This is a genomic window from Eubacterium sp. (assembly GCF_057858645.1).
In genome coordinates, this window is record NZ_DBLZZO010000039.1 from 1 (window position 1) to 19,207 (window position 19,207).

The window sequence follows — 19,207 nt, forward strand, 5'->3', positions numbered from 1 at the left end:
ATCAAACAAAGACTACTTAAAATATACACTTTTGCAAAGGTAACTGCTAGTTTGCAAAAGTAGTAGCATGGAAAAACTAGCAGTTTAAATTGCAATTAAATGGTGTCTTTTATTTTTATAAGTCCCGTTTATTGGACAATCGTTCAGGTATAATTTGAACAGTGGGCCGTGTACCCTACTCTATCATATATTTTTGATAAATGTAAAAATTATACATAACGGGAGTGATAATTATGCTTAAGATGAAGGATAAACATTACATAAATAACATAGCTGAGCTTCGCAATAAGAAAGACATAAGTCAAACGCAGTTAGCCAATGCAATAGGAGTTGAAACAAGCACAATCAGTAGAATTGAAACTGGAAAGTCGGATCCATCTGCAGTTACATTGTTTGCAATAGCAAAATGTCTGGAAGTTACGGTTGATGAGCTGTACACGGAAAAGACAGCAGAACAGATTAAGTTTGAAAAGGAGCAGGAATTCTTTAAAAGAAATATCCGATATTATACTTCGGTCGCTACAAATGGTAAAAAACTATAGAAACGAACAAATTTTCGAAATATGGCGTATACGCTATAGAATGATGATGCTTTTTTCGATATAGTTTAGTTACATTCTTAAAAGGGGTGTGAGATCAGCTAAGCTAGGGCACGGAAAGTGCTACGGAATACTAGCGTATTATCTGCAGGATTTATTTCCCTTATCAAGCAGGTATTTATTGTAAAAACAAAAATACTGATTAAAGGAAGTGAACAAAGGAATGAGCAATTCTATGAAGGTATCATTCTGTTGCAAAGACTGTAAGAGAAAAATGTTTGACTATTATGCAGGAATTTTAAACTTGTCTATCAAATGCAATAGATGCAAAAGAGTTTTAACACTTAAAAAGATAGATGAGAAATATGTAGCAGAGAGAATGATTAACGGAAAACTATTTGTGTGAGGTGTAAAAATTGATTTACAAGTATGGCATTGGAGAGCATGTGTATATCATAGAAAATGGAATGCACATAAAAGAAGTGATAATAGTTAATATAGCCAATGGTTTCTATCAGGTTTGCTTTACGGATAGAAGAGGCTCAATTAAATTAAGAGAGTCAAGACTATATAAGACTATCGGAGAAGCAGCGACAAAGAACAGTGCTGCGAAAAATGAATTAAGCAAATTACATAAGAAAAAAACATACCATTCAGCATATGATTATGAATGTGGATTTTATTAATCACAAGTGAGTAATGATATGTTTATTATAAAAAATTGAATATGCCCACCTGATAAGGGCATGCAGTTTACAAGACAAAAAAAGAAAACTGTAGGAGCACCAGAGACGCAGGGGAAAAATCAGTTAGAAGTAGAGTTACTTTACTGGTTTTCCTTTTGCGTCTCTTTTATTTTCGCATATGAAAACTATATTTTGTAATTAAATTGTCAGGTGCAGACAACGAACCTTTCTGGTTTTTCCAGAAAGGAAAAAGATGTTTTATTACGATATTATGAAAAGTGGAAAAAGAATCAAAGAATTAAGAAAGGCAAAGGGATTAACACAGGATAAATTATCAGAAAAGATTGGAATTTCATGCCAGGGGCTAAAGATGATTGAGTGTGGAATTAATGGAGCAAGAATTGATACATTTGTTTATTTGGCAGAAGCATTGGACACAACAATTGATTATTTGGTCTTGGGCAGAAGTTGTATGGTTATTGATGAAGAGTAAAAGGTATAGTGCCACTAACTCTAAAATTATATTGAAAGACAGTATATTAGAAGAGGTTCAAATGAGCCGGAAAAATCTCCCTTAAGCAATGCATAAGATTAGTTTCTACTTATTACAAATATAAGTTTGAAGTTGTTGACTATGCCGTGATTCGTATACAAATACGATAGCAAGCTACAATACATATACCGATGACGACCGGAGAAAAGAAACAAGGCAGTAAATAATTATTGGCGTGTTATATTATTGCAAAAAGCATCGGACGTGATGCAATGCATTGCATAAGGAGAAAAATCAGGAGGAATAAATGGAATACAAAGGTTTAGAAGTTGGAAATACAATTAAATCATTAAGAATAAAAAAGAATGTATCAGTGTTTGAATTGGCATATAGAGCAAAGATAAGCCAATCACATGTGTATCAGCTGGAAGAGGGAAACAATAAAATGAGTATTGATCTTTTATACAGGTTGATGGATGCTCTGGATACAGATGCAAACACAATATTGGGGATAAAAGAAAAGAATGAAAATTCAGTGGATGAAAGACTGAAGGAGTTAAATCCTAAGATTAAGAAAACATTGACAGAATTGTTTTTGAAGACGATAGATGGGGTGGAGAAATAGAAGTTGAACAAAATAAAGATTATATGAAATAAGAGTCGAATCTAAAGCACTTACAAGTATATTTGTAAAAATGTTTTATTCGACTTTTTTCAGTGAAAAAATAATTGCAGATATAACATTTAAGTGACATCACGGAACAAATTATGTGATTTTTAAACCCTGGAATTATTGACTAAAATAGTAAATAAATGTATAATGTGAACAAATATATGAATTAAGGGGGATAAAATGTCAACTATAGTGCTTTATAAGGATAGATTAAATGGTATAAATACTTACATAAATGATGCAGTTAATTCGAGTGATGGTCTAAATACTCAATTAAATTCTTTGAAATCAATCTTACAGGGGGTAAGTTCTAATTCTTGCAATCTACAAGACACGATTAATAATATTAGTTCCTCAACAAAAACTGAAAAAGACAAGGTAAAGGATTTAAAGAAACTCAACAAAAAAATAGGTGAGTTTATTTCTGTTACAGTAAAGAAAGATAATTCTGTAAAAGAACAAATCGAGAAAACTAAGGAAGAGTTTTACACAAAATATTCATATTTGAAGCCGGAATGTGAAAAAAATGGCTTGGAAAAAGTGTGTGACGGATTAAAAAGTGCTGTAAGCTGGCTTGTGGATAACATTAAAGAAATACTTGTAGTTGGCTTGGCTGTATTAGCAGTAGTTGCCGTAGTAGCACTGGCGATTGCTACATTTGGACTTGGTGCAGTGGCTATTGCTGCGTTGGTTGGAGTTGCAGCAGGACTGGCAAGCCAGTTAATAACTGATATAGCCAGTGGATTTGTTACTGGAGAATTCAAATTTAGTAGCATACAGGAATATATGGCATCAGCAGTAGGAGGCGCAATTGGAGGAATTATAATGTTACCAACAGGTGGTGTTGCTGGTGTTTCAGTATTTGCCAGTAAAGTGTTTGGGAATTTTGCATTGGCTGCAACTGCAGATGTGTTTGTTTCTACATCTTTGAGTGAGGGGATTCCAATGATACTTAGTAAAGAAAGGTTATCTTTAGGTGAGTGGGGAAGTGACGTTGCAGTAGGAACTGCAGTATCATTAGCTTTGGCGAAAGGATTTGATGGATTCACTACAAAATTTAACAAGGGGTTAAAGAACACTGGGTTTAAGATTACGGAAAGATTTGCAGGGAGTCATAGTTATAGAGCTGACTATAGTAGATCTATAAAGAGATTGATACATGGAAATTCTAGTTTTAATAACATAACATATAAGACATATAGAAACGGATTTATGGCAGAAATGACAGAAAATTTCTTTGTTAATCCAACTAATGGTATGTTAGGTGTAGGATGGGATGAAATAAAAGAATTAGCATTTAATTAGATTGGAGGAAAAAGAAATAATGAAAATATTGGAGTGTTATCAGCCAAGAGGAATAGCAAAATTAGCTTTTTTTGTTTTGTGCTTGGGAATGATTCCTTTCTGTGGGCATTTAGTAATGAAAGATGAAGAAACAAGTGGGTATATAGTGTATGCGCTTTTTTTTATAATACCTATTTTGTTGGGCATACTTGCAATATTTGTATATAGGATATCAGTGATAGATAATTATATTATTATAAGAAAATGGTATGGCAGATGTGTAAAAGTTAACTTTGATGATATCACCAAAGTTGTATTTGCCACTTTAAGCGGAAAGCCTGTGGATGCTACTCGAATTCACATATATAAAGGTAAAAAGAAGGTGTTATCTTTAGATCCGGTAATGGAAAATTATGATAAAATGAAAAATTATCTATTAGACCATATTGATGATACAAAAATAGATACAATTTCGTAGAGATAATATAGACGTGAAAATTGACTATTCAAAGTTTACGGCTTTTCAGTATTGATGATATTGGCAATAAAATATAAAAATAATTAATAACAGGAGAAAATAAATATGATTTTTTGGGGAAAGGCTGAATATAAGAAAGAAGAGTTGCCGTTTTGTTATATAAAAAACAATGAGGATATAGAATTAGGTGGAATCACTATTGAGGCTTACGGTAAAATTGATGGTGAAATGAAATATTTATCCGCTACATTTATTTTATCTGACCCGAAAATGTATGACCGTAATGATTATAAGGATATGATGAGGGTTATGGAAGAGACAAAAGATAAAAAGGTAGTTTTAGATTTGAAATATAAAAAGGAACGGTTAGTAGATTTTAAGCTAGATAGTGAGTCGTTGGCAAAAAATCTCAATGATGAAAGGTTTAATAAGATAGAAATTTTGATTACGGGAATTGACAATAAAAGTTTAATGTGTGTAGGAGTTTAAAATAATGAGAAGAAATAAATATGATATCAAAGTTTATACTCGTTATTATATGCGCCTTGTTATACTTTTTTCAATTCTCTTTATTGGGATGCTTTGGGGAACAGTTAGTTTGTACTGCATTGAAAAAAAGCCAATTGGCGTCTCGATTATAGTATCATTTTTTTTCATAATTTTTTTCGGTGGAATAGCACTGTTTCAATATATAGCATTTGCACCAAAATTATATGTTTATGGCACCAAGATTGTTATAAAAAAGTGGTATGGATTAAGAAAAAAATACTACATTAAAGACATTAATAAAGTTATTTTTGAAAAAAGTGAAGGAAAGATTGTTACAATACAAATCATATCAAATATTACAAAAGATAAATTCATTGATACAACGGAAAATTTTCATAAGTTAAAAAAATATTTATTGATGAATGTAGATGAAGAAAAAATAGTATGTTACATATTAGGAACAAAAGAAGAAGTTGAACTATGATTAGATATAGTTTCAAAATATAGAAAAATTAGAAGATAAAGATATTCTAGAGTTAAGAATCAAACATATAAAAACGTGTATATGGCAGGATTTATAGAAAATATTTTGTCAATCCAACAAATGGATTATTTAGTGTGACACGGGATGGAATAAGAGAATTAGTCTTTAATTAGCGTGGAAGGAAAAGAAAGAAGAAAATTTATAATAGTTCATTAATAAAAATAGACATAGTATAGAAAGAGAGTGAAGAATATGACGCCTGAACAGAAAAAACATGAAGAAGAATATTTTGCAGCTAAAAAGAAATATGAAATGGCTTATGCAAATAAAGTCAAATATTCAAGAGAAAAGGCGGGTGTAGAAACTAAAAGACAACAATTGATAAACAGTATTAATTCTAAAAAATCAGAATTAAAGAAAGTATCTGAAACATATAAGGATTTAACGAAAACGAATGGAAAAGACAATGAAATTGAGAGCCATATTCAAAAAGCGGCAAAGCATTTATCTGCAGCGGCAACGCAGTTTAAAAATATAGGTAAATCCAGTAATGGAAATCAAAAGGATTTAGAGATGGTATTCTCAAGCAAAGTTGCAAAATCAAAGAAACATATATCAGAGGCATTTTCAGGTATTGAGAAGGCAAAGAAGAATCTTTCAGGAAGAAAAACTGCATTAAACGGTGAAATAACAAAATTAAATGGAGAGCTGGCTACTGTTAAGACTAGTATTACAAGGTATGTAACATTGATAGATGAAGCAGACACAACAATGAGGACAGCAAGTGTTGATATGGCGTATCATAAAAAACATATGACCGCTTAATACAAATAAAGTAAGGGTATAGAATGGCAACAATTGCATTATATAAGGATAAACTAAATGGAGTGGGAGGCTTGATAGACAACATCATAAAGTCTTCCAATAACTTGGATACTCAGTTAGGAGCACTTAAATCTACGTTACAGGGCGTAAGCAACAGTACATATAATCTGCAGGATACAGTAAATAGCATAAGTTCCTCTTCCAAAACTGAGAAAGAAAAAGTCAATGATTTAAAAAAATTGAATAAACAGGTTACAGAGTTTATTACGACTACTGTTAAGAGAGATAATTCTGCACGCGATGAAATCAATAAATCAAAAAAAGATTTTTACGCGAAGTACAACTATTTAAAGCCGGATTGCGAAAAAAATGCCATCGAAAAGATTGTGGATAAAGTTGAAAAGGCAGCTAAGTGGTGTGTAAAACATTGGAAGTTAATAGCCACTGCTGTGATAGTTGTGGTGGCAGTTGCATTAATAGCAACCGGAGTCGGAGCAGGAATAGGCGGAACTATTTTGGTTGGAGCCTGTTGGGGAGCAATAACAGGAGCAGTTATCGGTGGTGTTGCCGGTGGATTGGAAAGTATGAGCCAAGGCGGTTCTTTCCTTGACGGATTTGAAGATGGTGCTTTTTCAGGTGCAGTAGGCGGTGCTATTGGAGGCACAGCTTTTGCAGGACTCGGAGTTGCCGGATCCGCATTAGGCAAGGGAATCAGTTGTGTATCAAAACTTGGAAAAGTAATAAAGGGAACGGCAGCGGTATCAAAAGTGCTGAGCCTTGGAATGGCTGGATTTGATATGATTTCTTTAGCTGATATGGCAATTGATAATAAAAATAATCCTATTGCTGATTTAAATAAAAAGCTACATTCAAATAAAGCTTATAATGTATTTCAAATAAGTGTGTCGGCATTGGCAGTTTTTACTGGTGGAATGACGACAACTATGGCTTGCTTTGTTGCAGGAGTTATGGTTGTTACAATTGATGGATTATCACCTATAGATAAACTTAAAGTTGGCGATAAAGTATTGGCACTAGACGCAGAGACATTTGACAAGAATTATAAAAATGTTGAAGTTATCTATAAAAGAAAAGTGGATTCATTGATTCATCTTATTATTGACGATGAGGAGATTATTACAACGAATAATCATCCATTCTATGTAAAGGAAAGAGGGTTTGTTGAGGCGGCATTATTATGTATTGGCAATGAACTTCTCGATTCAAATGGTGATATACATTTGGTTAATGAAATATATAGAGAAAAATGCATTGAAGATAAGTATGTATATAACATAAAAGTCGAAGATTATCATACATACTTTGTCGGCAATTGTGGAATTTGGGTGCACAATAAAAATTGCCCACCACATATGAATGAAGATGGAACATTAAAACCGAATCAGGAATACACTACAGGAGAAAACGGATATACATATAAAACAGATTCTAATGGTAATATTGTGAGTGCTCATGCTGATGAATTAAAATTTAAAACGCATAATGGTAGATTAAAACATAATCCTAACACAGCAAATAAATTACCAGGTGATGATGCGGGACACATATTTGCAGACCAATTTGGTGGTTCTCCGGAACTTGATAATCTTGTATCGCAAAGAAGCACATTAAACAGAGCAGTAAAAGGTGATAATAAGACATATAGAGCAATGGAAAAAAGTTGGTCGGATGCAATGAATAACGGCAAGAAAGTTACTGATGTAGATATAAAATTATCCTACAAGGATGGTTCATCAAGACCTTCGTCTTTCAAAGTGTCATACAAAATAGATGGAGTGAAAATAAGAAAACATTTTAAAAATTAAGGAGTATAAGATATGTTAGAAGGATTTGAAGACGCTTTTGTTGACGCACAATCAAGAGTTGTTTCATTATGTTTAGAATTGTTGAAAAATTCTGAAAAGGAAGCAGATAAAATATATATATATCTATTTCAAAATGATGAAGAAGATTATATAGACGCTTTTTTTGAAAAAGAAGGAAATTTGTATACTACAAGTGAGTTGTTCTCGGAAGAAGAAATAGACGATTTTTTTGATTGCGGTGTAGAGGATATAGAAAATATAATAGATATTTGTAAAGCATATGATGTTAAATGTCCTCATGAATTTAGATTGACATATAATGTTATTAGCAAATCATTTGATTCAAATTATAATTATGATAATGTTACAGAGGTACTTGACAAAGATGTACTTGAATTAGTAGAAGACTGGTTTAAGAGTGTGACAAAAACATTACTAAATGATAGGAGATAAATGAAAATGAATGAACAAATTCAAACATTAATAGCCAATTCAAGATTGGCATTTGTACAAGGAAAATATCAGGAAGCACTTGATATAGCAAAAGAGGCTATCAAAGTGGATTCTAATAATGCAGACGCATATTTATGTGCCGGAAATGCAAATATGTCATTTGAAAAATATGACATAGCAATTAAATATTATCAGAAGGCTGTAGAGTGTGAACCGGAAAATGGAGACAGATATTTTCATTTAGGATATGCTTTGGCAACTAATTCACAATCAGCGGAAGCAATTGCGATATTTGCAAAAGCAGATGAAATTGGATGTTCTCCGGAGGTTACGGGTCAATTATATAAGATTCTTGGAATGCTTTGTTTTGATTTAAAAAAATATGATGATGCGGTTGTTAATTTATGTAAAGCCGAAACAATTATCGGAATCGATATTGAAATATTACAAAGAAAAGCGTTAAGTTATGGAATGTTAGGCGAATATACGAAGGGGTTAGAAGTTGCAAATCAGATTAAATTATTTGCACCATCTGAATATTTGGGATATAGAATCGCTAAAGAAATATTGCTGTTACAAAATAGAAATGAAGAAGCAGAGGAAGAAATTGACAGGGCAGAAAGATTTTCCAGACCATGCATGGATTTCTTCATAGATAAGATTTCCTTGGAATTAGCGAAATATACACAAGATAAGGAAAAGGAACATTATAGAAGAGCACTAGCGTACATAAATGATTCATTATACGCAATTAAACCAGAAGTACAGAATGTGGTAGATGCATATATTAATGCTGCAGAGGTTTATGTCCAGTTAGAGGATGGAGATATGGCAGCTAATTGTCTTGGCGCAGCAGAGAATCCGATAGACTCATTTAATGAAGGATTCTCGATTAACAAAATGGAAAGTAAGGAAAATGCTGGCCCTATTATGAGACCTAGCGATAGAGAGATTAACAGAGCTGTTGAAGAAGCAAGAAGAAAATATGGTGACAGACAAATTGAACAAATGGGAAGAGAACGAGAAAGAAATGCGTTCAGAAATCAGAATGCTTCAATAGATCATTTAACCCCAATTGATAAGACAGATGAATATACTTTTGAAAAATTAGACAATAGTGTTGAACCAATTTATTCTCAAGATAATTTGGATCAGATTAATAGATTATATGTGGCAGCTTATACATTAAAAAAAGAGCCGGAGCATATTAAATTATATGCTTCAAGACTTGCAAAAAGTCCAAATCAAGCTAATCAGTATATTGGAAAATATAGTTTGATTAAGGCATTAAAGGAAGAAGGATATGAAAAAATTGATGAAGAATATGAAGATTTGATTAAGTTCTTCAGAAATCAGTCTGTTAAAGATCCTACAGACTTAGCTGCAGTTAGTTTTAGAGTTCAGTGTTATATAGATGTAAAGGATTTTGATAATGCTGAAAAATTATGTTCGTTGCTTTCGGATGAATTAAAAAATCCGCTTTTAGAAGAAATAAATAAAACTAAGACAGGAGGTACAGAGTAATGGCTCAATTGTCAAAAGACCTGCAACTTGATGAGACTAAGTTTAACAATGCATCAAGAGACATGAAGGTGCTTAAGAAAAGAACAAATGAACTTAAGACAAAATTAGAAGGCATGTATGAGAGCCTGGCTAGTGCCATGGATACTCCTGCAGGAAAAGAAGTTCAGTTGGAAGCAAAAAAAACATTGTTGAAGCCAGTTGAAAACATGGCCCTTGTAGTGGGGCATATTTCTGACACTCTAGAGTTGGTTATTGGAAATAATTATTATAAAGATGTTTTTGATGGGTTTGATGAGTTAAAAAATTTATTATAGGAGGGAAAAAACATGGCAAACATGGGAACAACAGGTACAATTAACATCACAAAGGATATGATGGACAAAGCAATTACTGCTATTGATACATATCAGACAACCATTACAAATCTAAATACGGAATTGCTCGCAGAAATTGATGGAATTATTCCTTCATCCTTTTCTGGTTCAGCAGCTACTGGATTTAAGACATTTTATACTAAGAATATTGAACCTAATACGGGTGAAAATTTAACAAAGATGTTAAAATCATTAAAGACTATCTGTGAAACTGTGAAAAAACAGATTCCTGGTGATACTGAGGGTGTTGATGACAAGTTAGGAACAGGAAACACAAATGCAGGAAAGTCAGAAGATAAATAGGAGGAAATGAAATGGCAGATTGTAAAATTGTTAATGCAAATGTAAAAACTGCGGTTACAAATATTAATACAATTGCAGGAAAGTATAAAACAGCAGGAACAACTTTTGAAACAGATTTTAAGGCGGCTATTGCAGATATGGAGGGCGATGCAAAAGATGCGCTTATCGAATTGTTTGATAAGAGTTATAAGGATTTCGTTACTGATGATACAAGTGGCTTGCCGGCAATGATTAAGGGATTATCAAAATTACTTGAAGGAAATCGTAGTAATTTTGAATCAGTAGATTCAAAGATCGCTGCTAGTATAAGAGGTAATAAATAACATTAGTAGGAGAACAAAGTGTAAGTAATACGGCAATAAGTTGAAAATTTTATTGTCGTATTGCTTGTATTAAGAGGTGAAGTATGGCGTTTAGAGTATTATCAGAAAGTGAAGTAAATACGTTAAGTGAAAGACAAAAGAAATTATATTTAGAGGAACTTGAATTGTATCAAGAAAGATGTGCTTTTGTTGATAGGATTGAAGAACTTGAAAATGTTCATTATCCTGAAATCAGGCCAAAATATGTTTTTTTGTCAAGAATAGAACCTGATAAAATTGACGGCGTAATAAATGTCGAAGAATCGCAGATAGTACTTGAAAATGTATTCTTGCCAGAAATGTTAGACGAAAAAGATGATGTCAAAAAAATGGAAAAGATGACATTGGAATTAAGTAAGGCATATCAAATCGAGAAAAACAATGGGATTATTATTCCCAAAACGATAGAAGAAAAATATGATGCCCCTGAAAACAGAGAGGTTGTATTGCCCAAAATAGGAATAGAGAATTTGGAGAGTGAATCTGAGTATAATTTTGATGAGGTTGAAATATCGGATATTTCGGGAGTGTTAACAAAAGCGCATATTTATGAGAAAGAAATACAGTTTGAAGAGGTTGATGTATCAGAATTCTCAGAAGAAATAATAAAAGCAGACATTTATGTAAATGAGATGAAGTTTGAAAATATTGAAATTAAAAATGATGTTTATATTAATACATCGCATCCAGAAGTGAATTTTAATGCAGAAGAAGTCAGCGGTTACGATATAAATTTGAATATAAATGATGATTATGTTTCACCAGATATTTTTGAATATGATGAAGCAGAAGTAGAAATACAAAATACGACTATATTTATTCCAAAGAATGAACAGGTAGAGATGGAACTGATGGATGAAATTGTAGTAAAAAATGAAAATATATTAATAGCGAAAGCAAGCAAGATCGATTATGAAAATGACGAAAATATAAAAGTGTCTGAAATTAATAAAACAGTAATAGATGCTCCAAACGTTGAGATAAATATTACAGATGATAATCAAGTTGAACTAGCAGATGCAAAGATTGTGGAAGCACCGGAAATAAAAGAAATCATAGTTGATGAATTAGATATTTCAGTAGATAAACCGGTTGTAGCGATGGTTAATATCGAAAATGAGTTTATTTTTGAGCAGAATTCTATTGATAACAGTGTTGATGTGAACACTGTAATTCCAGTTGCAAAAAGTATTGATTTCATAGAGCCTGAAATTATTTTTAATGGCAGCAAGGTTTGTATAGAAAGCCCTCTTATTATAGATGAAAAGGCTAGTGAAAAGATACAACAGATAATAAACGATATGGGAGATAATTATGAAGAATAATGAAATTCTGGTATCTGTCAGATTTGAGAAAGATACAAATTATAGAGAAATGTCATTTCTTGTAATAAAAGATATTACTTTTAAAGCCTTAATAGAAGCCATTTATTTTGGATTAAAAAAACATACAAATCAGGATGATAAAGAGGAAGGTGGGTTAAGCACATCAGAATGCTATGATTTATTCGACTCCTTTATAAGAACACATTGTGAAATACCGGTTTTGTATGATTCAAATGGAATGCATGGAGTAATTAATTTTACAGAAAAAAATGAAGCTGGAGACGAATGGTTATACAATAGTTCATTGACAGAACTAGGAATAGTAACATCCAGTTGCATACTTATAACCGATAATAATAAGATTACGCGAAGAACGTTGTTTAAAAATTCCAGCAGTTATATTTTAAAGGAAAAAGATTCGTTGGAATATAATATTAGTTCAAGAAGACTGAATGTAATTGAACCTTCTGTCATTGATATTATTCCACCGAACGATATGCCTAGTAAAAAATCAGGTTCACTAATGGACGTATTGATACCAATGATAATTTCGCTTTTGGGGATGGGTGGACTTAGATTGCTATGTGGATTGTTATCAGACAATTCAACAATGAATAATGCGATGATGATTATGACACTTGCAATGCCGGTAATTTCAGGCGTTACATCATTTTACAACTATAGTAAACAAAAAAGACAGTATAAGGTTGATGTAAAAGAATGGAAGGATAATTATGAAAACTATATTTCAAGAGTGATGAAAACGATTGTTACATGGCAGGATAACGATATTACATATTTAAATAGTGTATATCCTGATATGGAACAGTTATTTTATAAAACAGCAGAAATTGATGACAGTATATTTGCAAGATCACAAAATGATAATGATTTTATGAGACTGTCTCTAGGAAAGTCGGCAGAGGTTAAACCTTTGTTTGAAATAAAGGCAGAGAAAAAAGATAATATATTCTATGACATTTTTTATAAAACAAATAGAAAATCTGATGGAAATTTAGGAATAGATATTTTTCTGCCACAACAAAATAAGAAAAAAGAAAAACGAACTTCAGACCAAATAAGTCAAGATAATAAAAATAGATTTTTATTGACTGATTTGGCATATAATTTTGCAAATAAAGGATTAGACGGTGATGAAGTATTAGGATTCAATTACCTTAGAAGTGATAAGAAAGAAAAAAATGGACAACCTGTTATGCCACCATTATTAATTGATTTAAAAAAATGTGGAGCACTAGGTGTTATATCAGATGATAAAAAAATGTCGCAAGATTTTGTGCGTCATTTAGTATATGAATTAGCATATTATCATTCTCCGGAAGATTTGCAGTTGGTATTTTTCTTCAACAAAGAGAATAATGCTAATTTGCAAAATGAGATAACAAAGAACTACAAATATTTACCTCACACAAATGAATTGTTTGAGAACTTGTCTCAGTTTGTCTTTGATAAAGAAAGTTCTGGAGAAGTTTTTGGAAGACTGTCAGGTATAATGAATGAACGTAGCAAGGAATCCGGAGAATCGGAAGGAGAAGACGGTAAGAAAGAAGAAGTTAAACAGAAGCAAATCGTGTGCATAGTATTTTATGATTACGATATAAAAGAAACGGCTTTTTCAAAATATTTGCCGGAAGCTCCAAAAGAGGGAGAAGAGTATGTTAATAAATTAGGGTTAACATTTATTTTTATCCAAAAGCATAAAGATATGCTTCCTAAATATTGCGGAAGCATTGTTGATTTAGATAAAAACATTAAAGATAATAGAAAACTAAGTATGAGATATAATGTATTAAGTCGTGAACAGTTGAAAGCTTTAAGTGAAGATAGTTCTAAAGCTGATGGTGCAGCAAATACAGATAGTCTGATTGAATATAAACATTTTCAAAATAGATTTATCTTTGAGAAGGCTGATAACTATAAGAACGCATTTGAAAAAGCGTATAGGCAGTTGAGTTCAATATATTATACAAGAATTGCTGAGAACGGAAAAGTTCCGTCAATGGTAACTTTATTCGAGTTGTATGGCTATACATCTAAAATGGTAGATGATGGTAGAATTGTTGAAAATATTAGAAATAATTGGAATGATGTAAATAAGAATGATGTCACAAGAGATTTAAAAATTCCGCTAGGAAAAAATGAACATGGAATAATTTATCTTGATTTACACGAAAAAGCTGATGGACCACATATGCTTGAAGCTGGAACAACCGGATCAGGAAAATCAGAAACAATCATAACTTATCTGATAGGATTATGTATGAAGTATTCGCCTATGGATTTAAACATTATGCTTGTGGATATGAAAGGTGGAGGATTTTCTGATCGTTTGGGAGATTTGCCTCATTGCGTAGGAGCAGTTACAAATACTACAGGTGAAAGCGAAGGAATTTCTGCTGTTTACATGTTAAAGCGATTTTTAGAGTCTTTAAATGCCGAAATAAAGAAGAGAATGCTCATCTTATCTGAATTAGGTGTAGATAATTGTGATGCTTATATTAGAGCAGCAAGGATAATTAAGAGAATTAAAGAAATTGAGGGCGATAGTTCAAAGGCTGAAGAAAAAGATGTACTGATAAATAAAATAAAGAACAATAAAATGCAGATGGAGGCACTTAAAGGAGATGTTTCTAAAATAAAGCCATTATCTCATTTGGTACTTGTAGTAGATGAATTTACAGAATTAAAGCGATTCTCAAGCGAATCAGATGATGTAGATTTTATTGCAGAGATAACTACAATCGCCCGTGTAGGTAGAACATTAGGCTTACATATCATTTTGATTTCTCAAAATATTGAAGGAGCGATAACAGATGATATTAGAGTGAATTCAAAATCAAAAATATGTTTGAAAGTTGCAACAAAGCAAGCATCAAAGGAAATGCTTGGAACACCTGATGCGGCAGCTGCAACAATGCCGGGAAATGGTAGAGCTTACTTGTTGGTTGGGACAGGAAGCAGATACGAATATTTTCAATCAGCATATACCGGTGCGAATAAGAATATGGATATTGAGCCTCCGGTAAATGTGACATATGTACCTTCAACAGGTGTGTTTGATACAAAATATTATAATTCTTCAAAAGACAATACCATTATTGAGAAGAAGAACAAAAATATAAGTGAATATGATACTCAGTTAAAATACATTACAGATGTTATAAAGGACATTGAAAATGAATTTGAAAAACCGGTTAAAATTTTCAGAGATCCACTAAAATCTGTAATACCGGATGAAACAGAATGGAGGTATGACTAATAATGATAGATAGTATCGTTTGTACTTTGGGGCAATATGACATTCCAATTATACAGATGCAACCTCCTTTTAAGGTTGATTTATTAGATTCAAATATAGCTGTATTTGGGTCTTCAATGAATGGAAAAACAAATTTTGTCAGATTGCTGATTAACATCTTGCATAAAATTAGAAATGAAAAAAATGAACAAATATTCATTTTGGATTTTGGTGGAGCGCTTTCGGCATATGAAAGAGCACCATTAGTTTCAGCATATTTTGATAATTCGAATGAGGAATATGTTAAAAGAACGTTTAAGATAATGGAATCAATTTTAAATGATAACACAAAACAATTGGATGGAAAAATATATAGAAATGCAGAAGAAAATAAAAAACCAATTCATACAACATTTATTATTGATAATTTAAATGCTTTTATTGACGAAGACAGATATTTTTCGTATCAGGAAAAATTTGGAAGAATATGCAGAGAGGGATCATCTAAAGGAATAAGTGTAGTCTTTACTGCTACTGATACTAAAGGAATATCAAGTTATTTATTATCGTTTAAACAGAAGATTGCATTAAATCTTCCTGTTGACAAATATGTAGATATATTTAATACAAAAGTTGAGGCAGCAGGAAATATTCCGGGAAGAGGATATGCTAATGTAACGGTTCAACCGGAAGGAGTAACGGGAACGTTCCAAATGAATAATCCATATGAGGTTCAATGCTTTTTGGCTGAGAATATTGAGGAAAAGGATACAGCATTTGTTTTGAATTTAAATAAAAAATATGAAAAAATTGACGAAAAGGATAGTGAAATTAATGAATATGATGAGAAATATTTGAGACATGTTATAACACGATATAAGACATTTCCACAAGAACTTAAAAGAGAGGATTATGAGCAACTTAAGGAAGTATATGCGAAGACTTCACCTAATTGTGTTGAAGTCGGCTTGGATTATGTAAAATGCGAACCGGTTTCTGTAGATTTGGATAATTCACGTGTTATAGCTATTTATGGAAAAAAAGAATTTGGAAAAACAAATCTTTTAAGTACATTATTAGATGGAATTAGTGAAAAACTACCATGTGCAAAGTATGTTTTCTTTGATGATGGAAGAAAACAGCTAGATTCATTTTATAATTATTACGAAGCAAAAGGTTATAAGTGTGAGTTAATAAATCAGTTTAAGGAGGTTGAACTAAGATATGAAGCCGGAGAATATGGGGAACCGGGGTTTGTAAAAAAGAAACTTTCGCCTATACAACAGTTTTATTTGATGTTACATGAAGAATATATAGATTTATCTGTTAATTACATTGATATTTTGGATAATATTTTTGGAAGAATAAATGAGGATCAATTTCCGAAAAGTAAAAGTAATTCTGAAACAGAACCAACAGTATTTGTGATACAGAGCAAATCTATTTATATTAATTCAAAGATTAATGCGGATTTTATACATTATATTCTTCCTGAGTTATTAGATGTTGCAGAAGATAGAAATTATATTTTTATTTTTACTGATGTTAAGAAAATAACGGACATTGAAGTTAATTCTGTGTTTAATAGTTCGTTGAAGTCAATATTTGTACTTGATAATATTGCTGAATTTGCAAGTGAACGTGGAAGCAAGACTGTATTTGGAGATATGGATATTAAATCGTTAAAAGAAGATTATGCTAAATGTGAGCTTGGTGATGGATATTACTATGATGTTGAAGCAGACAATCTTAAAAAGATGAAGTTTATAAAAAATAACCGGGAGGATAGAAGTTATGAGTAATGCAGAATTTAAATCAGCTGATACAAGTAAAATAGCTAAGTTTCAAGAAGAGAGCAAAAAGGCATGTGCAGAATTCAAAGCCATTAAAAAAGAGTTTCAGCGTATAAACAAAGAGTTGTTGAGTGGCTGGAAAGGTGTTGGTGCAGATGCATATAAATATGAAACGGATCACATTCTTGAAAAAATAGGCAGTGTAGATGATGTTCTTGAAATGATTAACAATAGTGCTGTAAAAGATATTAGAGATAATTACAGCAAATTGGATGATGACTTAGCAGAATTTAATAAAAATCCGTATGGAAACGAAAGTGAGTGATATAAATGCCAAGTATTACAGATGTATCTTATACAGATATTACAGATGAAAATAAAGAAGTACAGATAGATTTAAAAATATTATCAGAAAAGGATGAAGATACAATTTACAATATATTGTTTAGAGATGTGTTGGAAAATTCGTAAGGATTTAAACTTGGTTCTAAATAGTTATGAATATTAACAGTTGAAGGAATTTTAGAAAATAGAATGGCAACAATTACATTATACAAGGATAAGCTGAATGGAGTGGGAGGCTTGATAGACAACATCATAAAGTCTTCCAATAACTTGGATACTCAGTTAGGAACACTTAAATCTACGTTACAGGGCGTAAGCAACAGTACATATAATCTGCAGGATACAGTAAATAGCATAAGTTCCTCTTCCAAAACTGAGAAAGAAAAAGTCAGCGATTTAAAAAAATTGAATAAACAGGTTACAGAGTTTATTGCGACTACTGTTAAGAGAGATAATTCTGCACGCGATGAAATCAATAAGTCGAAAAAAGAGTTTTACTCGAAGTACAGCTATTTAAAGCCGGATTGCGAAAAAAATGCCATCGAAAAGATTGTGGATAAAGTTGAAAAGGCAGCTGAGTGGTGTGCAAAACATTGGAAGTTAATAGCCACTGCTGTGATTGTTGTGGTGGCAGTTGCATTAATAGCAACCGGAGTCGGAGCAGGAATAGGTGGAACACTTTTGGTTGGAGCCTGTTGGGGAGCAATAACAGGAGCAGTTATCGGTGGTGTTGCCGGTGGACTGGAAAGTATGAGCCAAGGCGGTTCTTTCCTTGACGGATTTGAAGATGGTGCTTTTTCAGGTGCAGTAGGCGGTGCTATTGGAGGCGCAGCTTTTGCAGGACTTGGAGTTGCCGGATCCGCATTAGGCAAGGGAATCAGTTGTGCATCAAAACTCGGAAAAGCAATAAAGGGAACGGCAGCGGTATCAAAAGTGCTGAGTCTTGGAATGGCTGGGTTTGATATGATTTCTTTAGCGGATATGGCAATTGATAATAAAAATAATCCTATTGCAGATCTGAATAAAAAACTACATTCAAGCAAGGCGTATAATATATTCCAAACTAGTGTGTCGGCATTGGCAGTTTTTACCGGTGGAATGACAACAACAATGTCATGCTTTATTGCAGGAACATTAGTGGCAACAAAAAAAGGAAAGATTCCTATTGAAGAAGTTAAATGTAATGATTGGGTATTATCCGCAGCTCCTAATACATTGAGAAAATCTTATAAACGTGTAGAAAATATTTTTAATCGTCAGGTTGACTTTTTAATTCATTTATACATCAGTGGAGATGAGATTGTAACATCTGATAATCATCCGTTTTATATAGTTGGAAAAGGATTTGTTGCAGCTTCTTTATTATGCGTTGGCATGCAATTAATTGATGCAAATGGAGATGTTCATGTTTTAGAAAACATTTATAGAGAGCAATGTAATAGTAAAGTTTGCGTTTATAATTTTACTGTAGAGGATTTTCATACATATTTTATTGGACAGAATACTATATTGGTCCATAATGCAGAATGTAATGTCGCATTTAACAAAAAATCAAAATATGATCAAAAAGAATATGAACAACAATTGAATGACCAACAAGAAGGATTAAATAAGTTAACACTAGAAGAATATAAGAATAACAGAGAAACTTATATTAAAAACGGAAGAAACCCAGAGGGACAAAAGTATCAA

Annotated in this window: 22 protein-coding genes; all 22 read left to right on the forward strand. The window is 32.2% G+C overall.

Features of this window, described 5'->3' with window-relative positions:
• Positions 1 to 233: 233 nt before the first annotated feature.
• Positions 234 to 542 carry a helix-turn-helix domain-containing protein gene (locus ACZM4J_RS11435; RefSeq protein WP_118025268.1) on the forward strand — a complete coding sequence of 103 codons (309 nt, stop codon included), beginning with the start codon at positions 234 to 236 and terminating at the stop codon, positions 540 to 542.
• Between the two features lie 220 nt (positions 543 to 762).
• Positions 763 to 945 (forward strand): hypothetical protein, encoded by a 183-nt coding sequence (locus tag ACZM4J_RS11440; protein WP_118031151.1) that lies wholly within the window; start codon positions 763 to 765, stop codon positions 943 to 945.
• Between the two features lie 10 nt (positions 946 to 955).
• Positions 956 to 1,225 carry a hypothetical protein gene (locus ACZM4J_RS11445; RefSeq protein ID WP_370833703.1) on the forward strand — a complete coding sequence of 90 codons (270 nt, stop codon included), beginning with the start codon at positions 956 to 958 and terminating at the stop codon, positions 1,223 to 1,225.
• 253 nt (positions 1,226 to 1,478) lie between these two features.
• A complete protein-coding gene (locus ACZM4J_RS11450; protein ID WP_215715575.1) occupies positions 1,479 to 1,718 on the forward strand; it encodes a helix-turn-helix domain-containing protein in 240 nt (79 codons plus the stop codon).
• A gap of 307 nt (positions 1,719 to 2,025) precedes the next feature.
• Positions 2,026 to 2,343, forward strand: coding sequence for a helix-turn-helix domain-containing protein (locus ACZM4J_RS11455; protein WP_489486210.1), 318 nt, complete (start codon positions 2,026 to 2,028; stop codon positions 2,341 to 2,343).
• Between the two features lie 228 nt (positions 2,344 to 2,571).
• Positions 2,572 to 3,696 carry a hypothetical protein gene (locus ACZM4J_RS11460; protein WP_215715577.1) on the forward strand — a complete coding sequence of 375 codons (1,125 nt, stop codon included), beginning with the start codon at positions 2,572 to 2,574 and terminating at the stop codon, positions 3,694 to 3,696.
• A gap of 19 nt (positions 3,697 to 3,715) precedes the next feature.
• The gene (locus ACZM4J_RS11465; protein WP_215715578.1) at positions 3,716 to 4,153 is read left to right on the forward strand and encodes a DUF6560 family protein; all 438 of its coding nucleotides are present in this window, start codon (positions 3,716 to 3,718) and stop codon (positions 4,151 to 4,153) included.
• A 105-nt stretch (positions 4,154 to 4,258) separates the two neighbouring features.
• Positions 4,259 to 4,642 carry a hypothetical protein gene (locus ACZM4J_RS11470; protein WP_215715579.1) on the forward strand — a complete coding sequence of 128 codons (384 nt, stop codon included), beginning with the start codon at positions 4,259 to 4,261 and terminating at the stop codon, positions 4,640 to 4,642.
• Positions 4,643 to 4,646: 4 nt separating this feature from the next.
• Positions 4,647 to 5,126, forward strand: a complete 480-nt coding sequence (locus ACZM4J_RS11475) for a hypothetical protein (protein WP_215723941.1) — start codon at positions 4,647 to 4,649, stop codon at positions 5,124 to 5,126.
• Positions 5,127 to 5,378: 252 nt separating this feature from the next.
• Positions 5,379 to 5,951 carry a hypothetical protein gene (locus tag ACZM4J_RS11480; protein WP_215715581.1) on the forward strand — a complete coding sequence of 191 codons (573 nt, stop codon included), beginning with the start codon at positions 5,379 to 5,381 and terminating at the stop codon, positions 5,949 to 5,951.
• Between the two features lie 23 nt (positions 5,952 to 5,974).
• Positions 5,975 to 7,777: a polymorphic toxin-type HINT domain-containing protein gene (locus ACZM4J_RS11485; protein ID WP_489486213.1), complete on the forward strand. Its 1,803-nt coding sequence runs from the start codon at positions 5,975 to 5,977 to the stop codon at positions 7,775 to 7,777.
• A gap of 12 nt (positions 7,778 to 7,789) precedes the next feature.
• The gene (locus ACZM4J_RS11490) at positions 7,790 to 8,230 is read left to right on the forward strand and encodes a hypothetical protein (RefSeq protein ID WP_252260884.1); all 441 of its coding nucleotides are present in this window, start codon (positions 7,790 to 7,792) and stop codon (positions 8,228 to 8,230) included.
• 6 nt (positions 8,231 to 8,236) lie between these two features.
• The gene (locus ACZM4J_RS11495; protein WP_215715583.1) at positions 8,237 to 9,754 is read left to right on the forward strand and encodes a tetratricopeptide repeat protein; all 1,518 of its coding nucleotides are present in this window, start codon (positions 8,237 to 8,239) and stop codon (positions 9,752 to 9,754) included.
• A complete protein-coding gene (locus ACZM4J_RS11500; protein WP_118025281.1) occupies positions 9,754 to 10,068 on the forward strand; it encodes a hypothetical protein in 315 nt (104 codons plus the stop codon). Before ACZM4J_RS11495 ends, ACZM4J_RS11500 begins: the two co-directional genes overlap by 1 nt.
• Before the next feature lie 12 nt (positions 10,069 to 10,080).
• Positions 10,081 to 10,431 (forward strand): WXG100 family type VII secretion target, encoded by a 351-nt coding sequence (locus tag ACZM4J_RS11505; RefSeq protein WP_215715584.1) that lies wholly within the window; start codon positions 10,081 to 10,083, stop codon positions 10,429 to 10,431.
• Between the two features lie 11 nt (positions 10,432 to 10,442).
• The gene (locus tag ACZM4J_RS11510; RefSeq protein ID WP_215715585.1) at positions 10,443 to 10,754 is read left to right on the forward strand and encodes a hypothetical protein; all 312 of its coding nucleotides are present in this window, start codon (positions 10,443 to 10,445) and stop codon (positions 10,752 to 10,754) included.
• 83 nt (positions 10,755 to 10,837) lie between these two features.
• A complete protein-coding gene (locus ACZM4J_RS11515; protein ID WP_215715586.1) occupies positions 10,838 to 12,118 on the forward strand; it encodes a hypothetical protein in 1,281 nt (426 codons plus the stop codon).
• The gene (locus tag ACZM4J_RS11520; protein ID WP_215723938.1) at positions 12,108 to 15,398 is read left to right on the forward strand and encodes an FtsK/SpoIIIE domain-containing protein; all 3,291 of its coding nucleotides are present in this window, start codon (positions 12,108 to 12,110) and stop codon (positions 15,396 to 15,398) included. Before ACZM4J_RS11515 ends, ACZM4J_RS11520 begins: the two co-directional genes overlap by 11 nt.
• A gap of 2 nt (positions 15,399 to 15,400) precedes the next feature.
• Entirely contained in the window at positions 15,401 to 17,179 is a 1,779-nt protein-coding gene (locus ACZM4J_RS11525; protein WP_252260883.1) for an FtsK/SpoIIIE domain-containing protein, read from the forward strand.
• Positions 17,172 to 17,495 (forward strand): hypothetical protein, encoded by a 324-nt coding sequence (locus tag ACZM4J_RS11530; protein WP_118030804.1) that lies wholly within the window; start codon positions 17,172 to 17,174, stop codon positions 17,493 to 17,495. Before ACZM4J_RS11525 ends, ACZM4J_RS11530 begins: the two co-directional genes overlap by 8 nt.
• Before the next feature lie 5 nt (positions 17,496 to 17,500).
• Complete coding sequence (locus ACZM4J_RS11535; RefSeq protein WP_215723937.1) at positions 17,501 to 17,641, forward strand: hypothetical protein; 141 nt, start codon at positions 17,501 to 17,503, stop codon at positions 17,639 to 17,641.
• Between the two features lie 63 nt (positions 17,642 to 17,704).
• Positions 17,705 to 19,207, forward strand: a 1,503-nt coding sequence (locus tag ACZM4J_RS11540; RefSeq protein ID WP_489486216.1) for a polymorphic toxin-type HINT domain-containing protein, incomplete at its 3' end; no start/stop codon positions are given.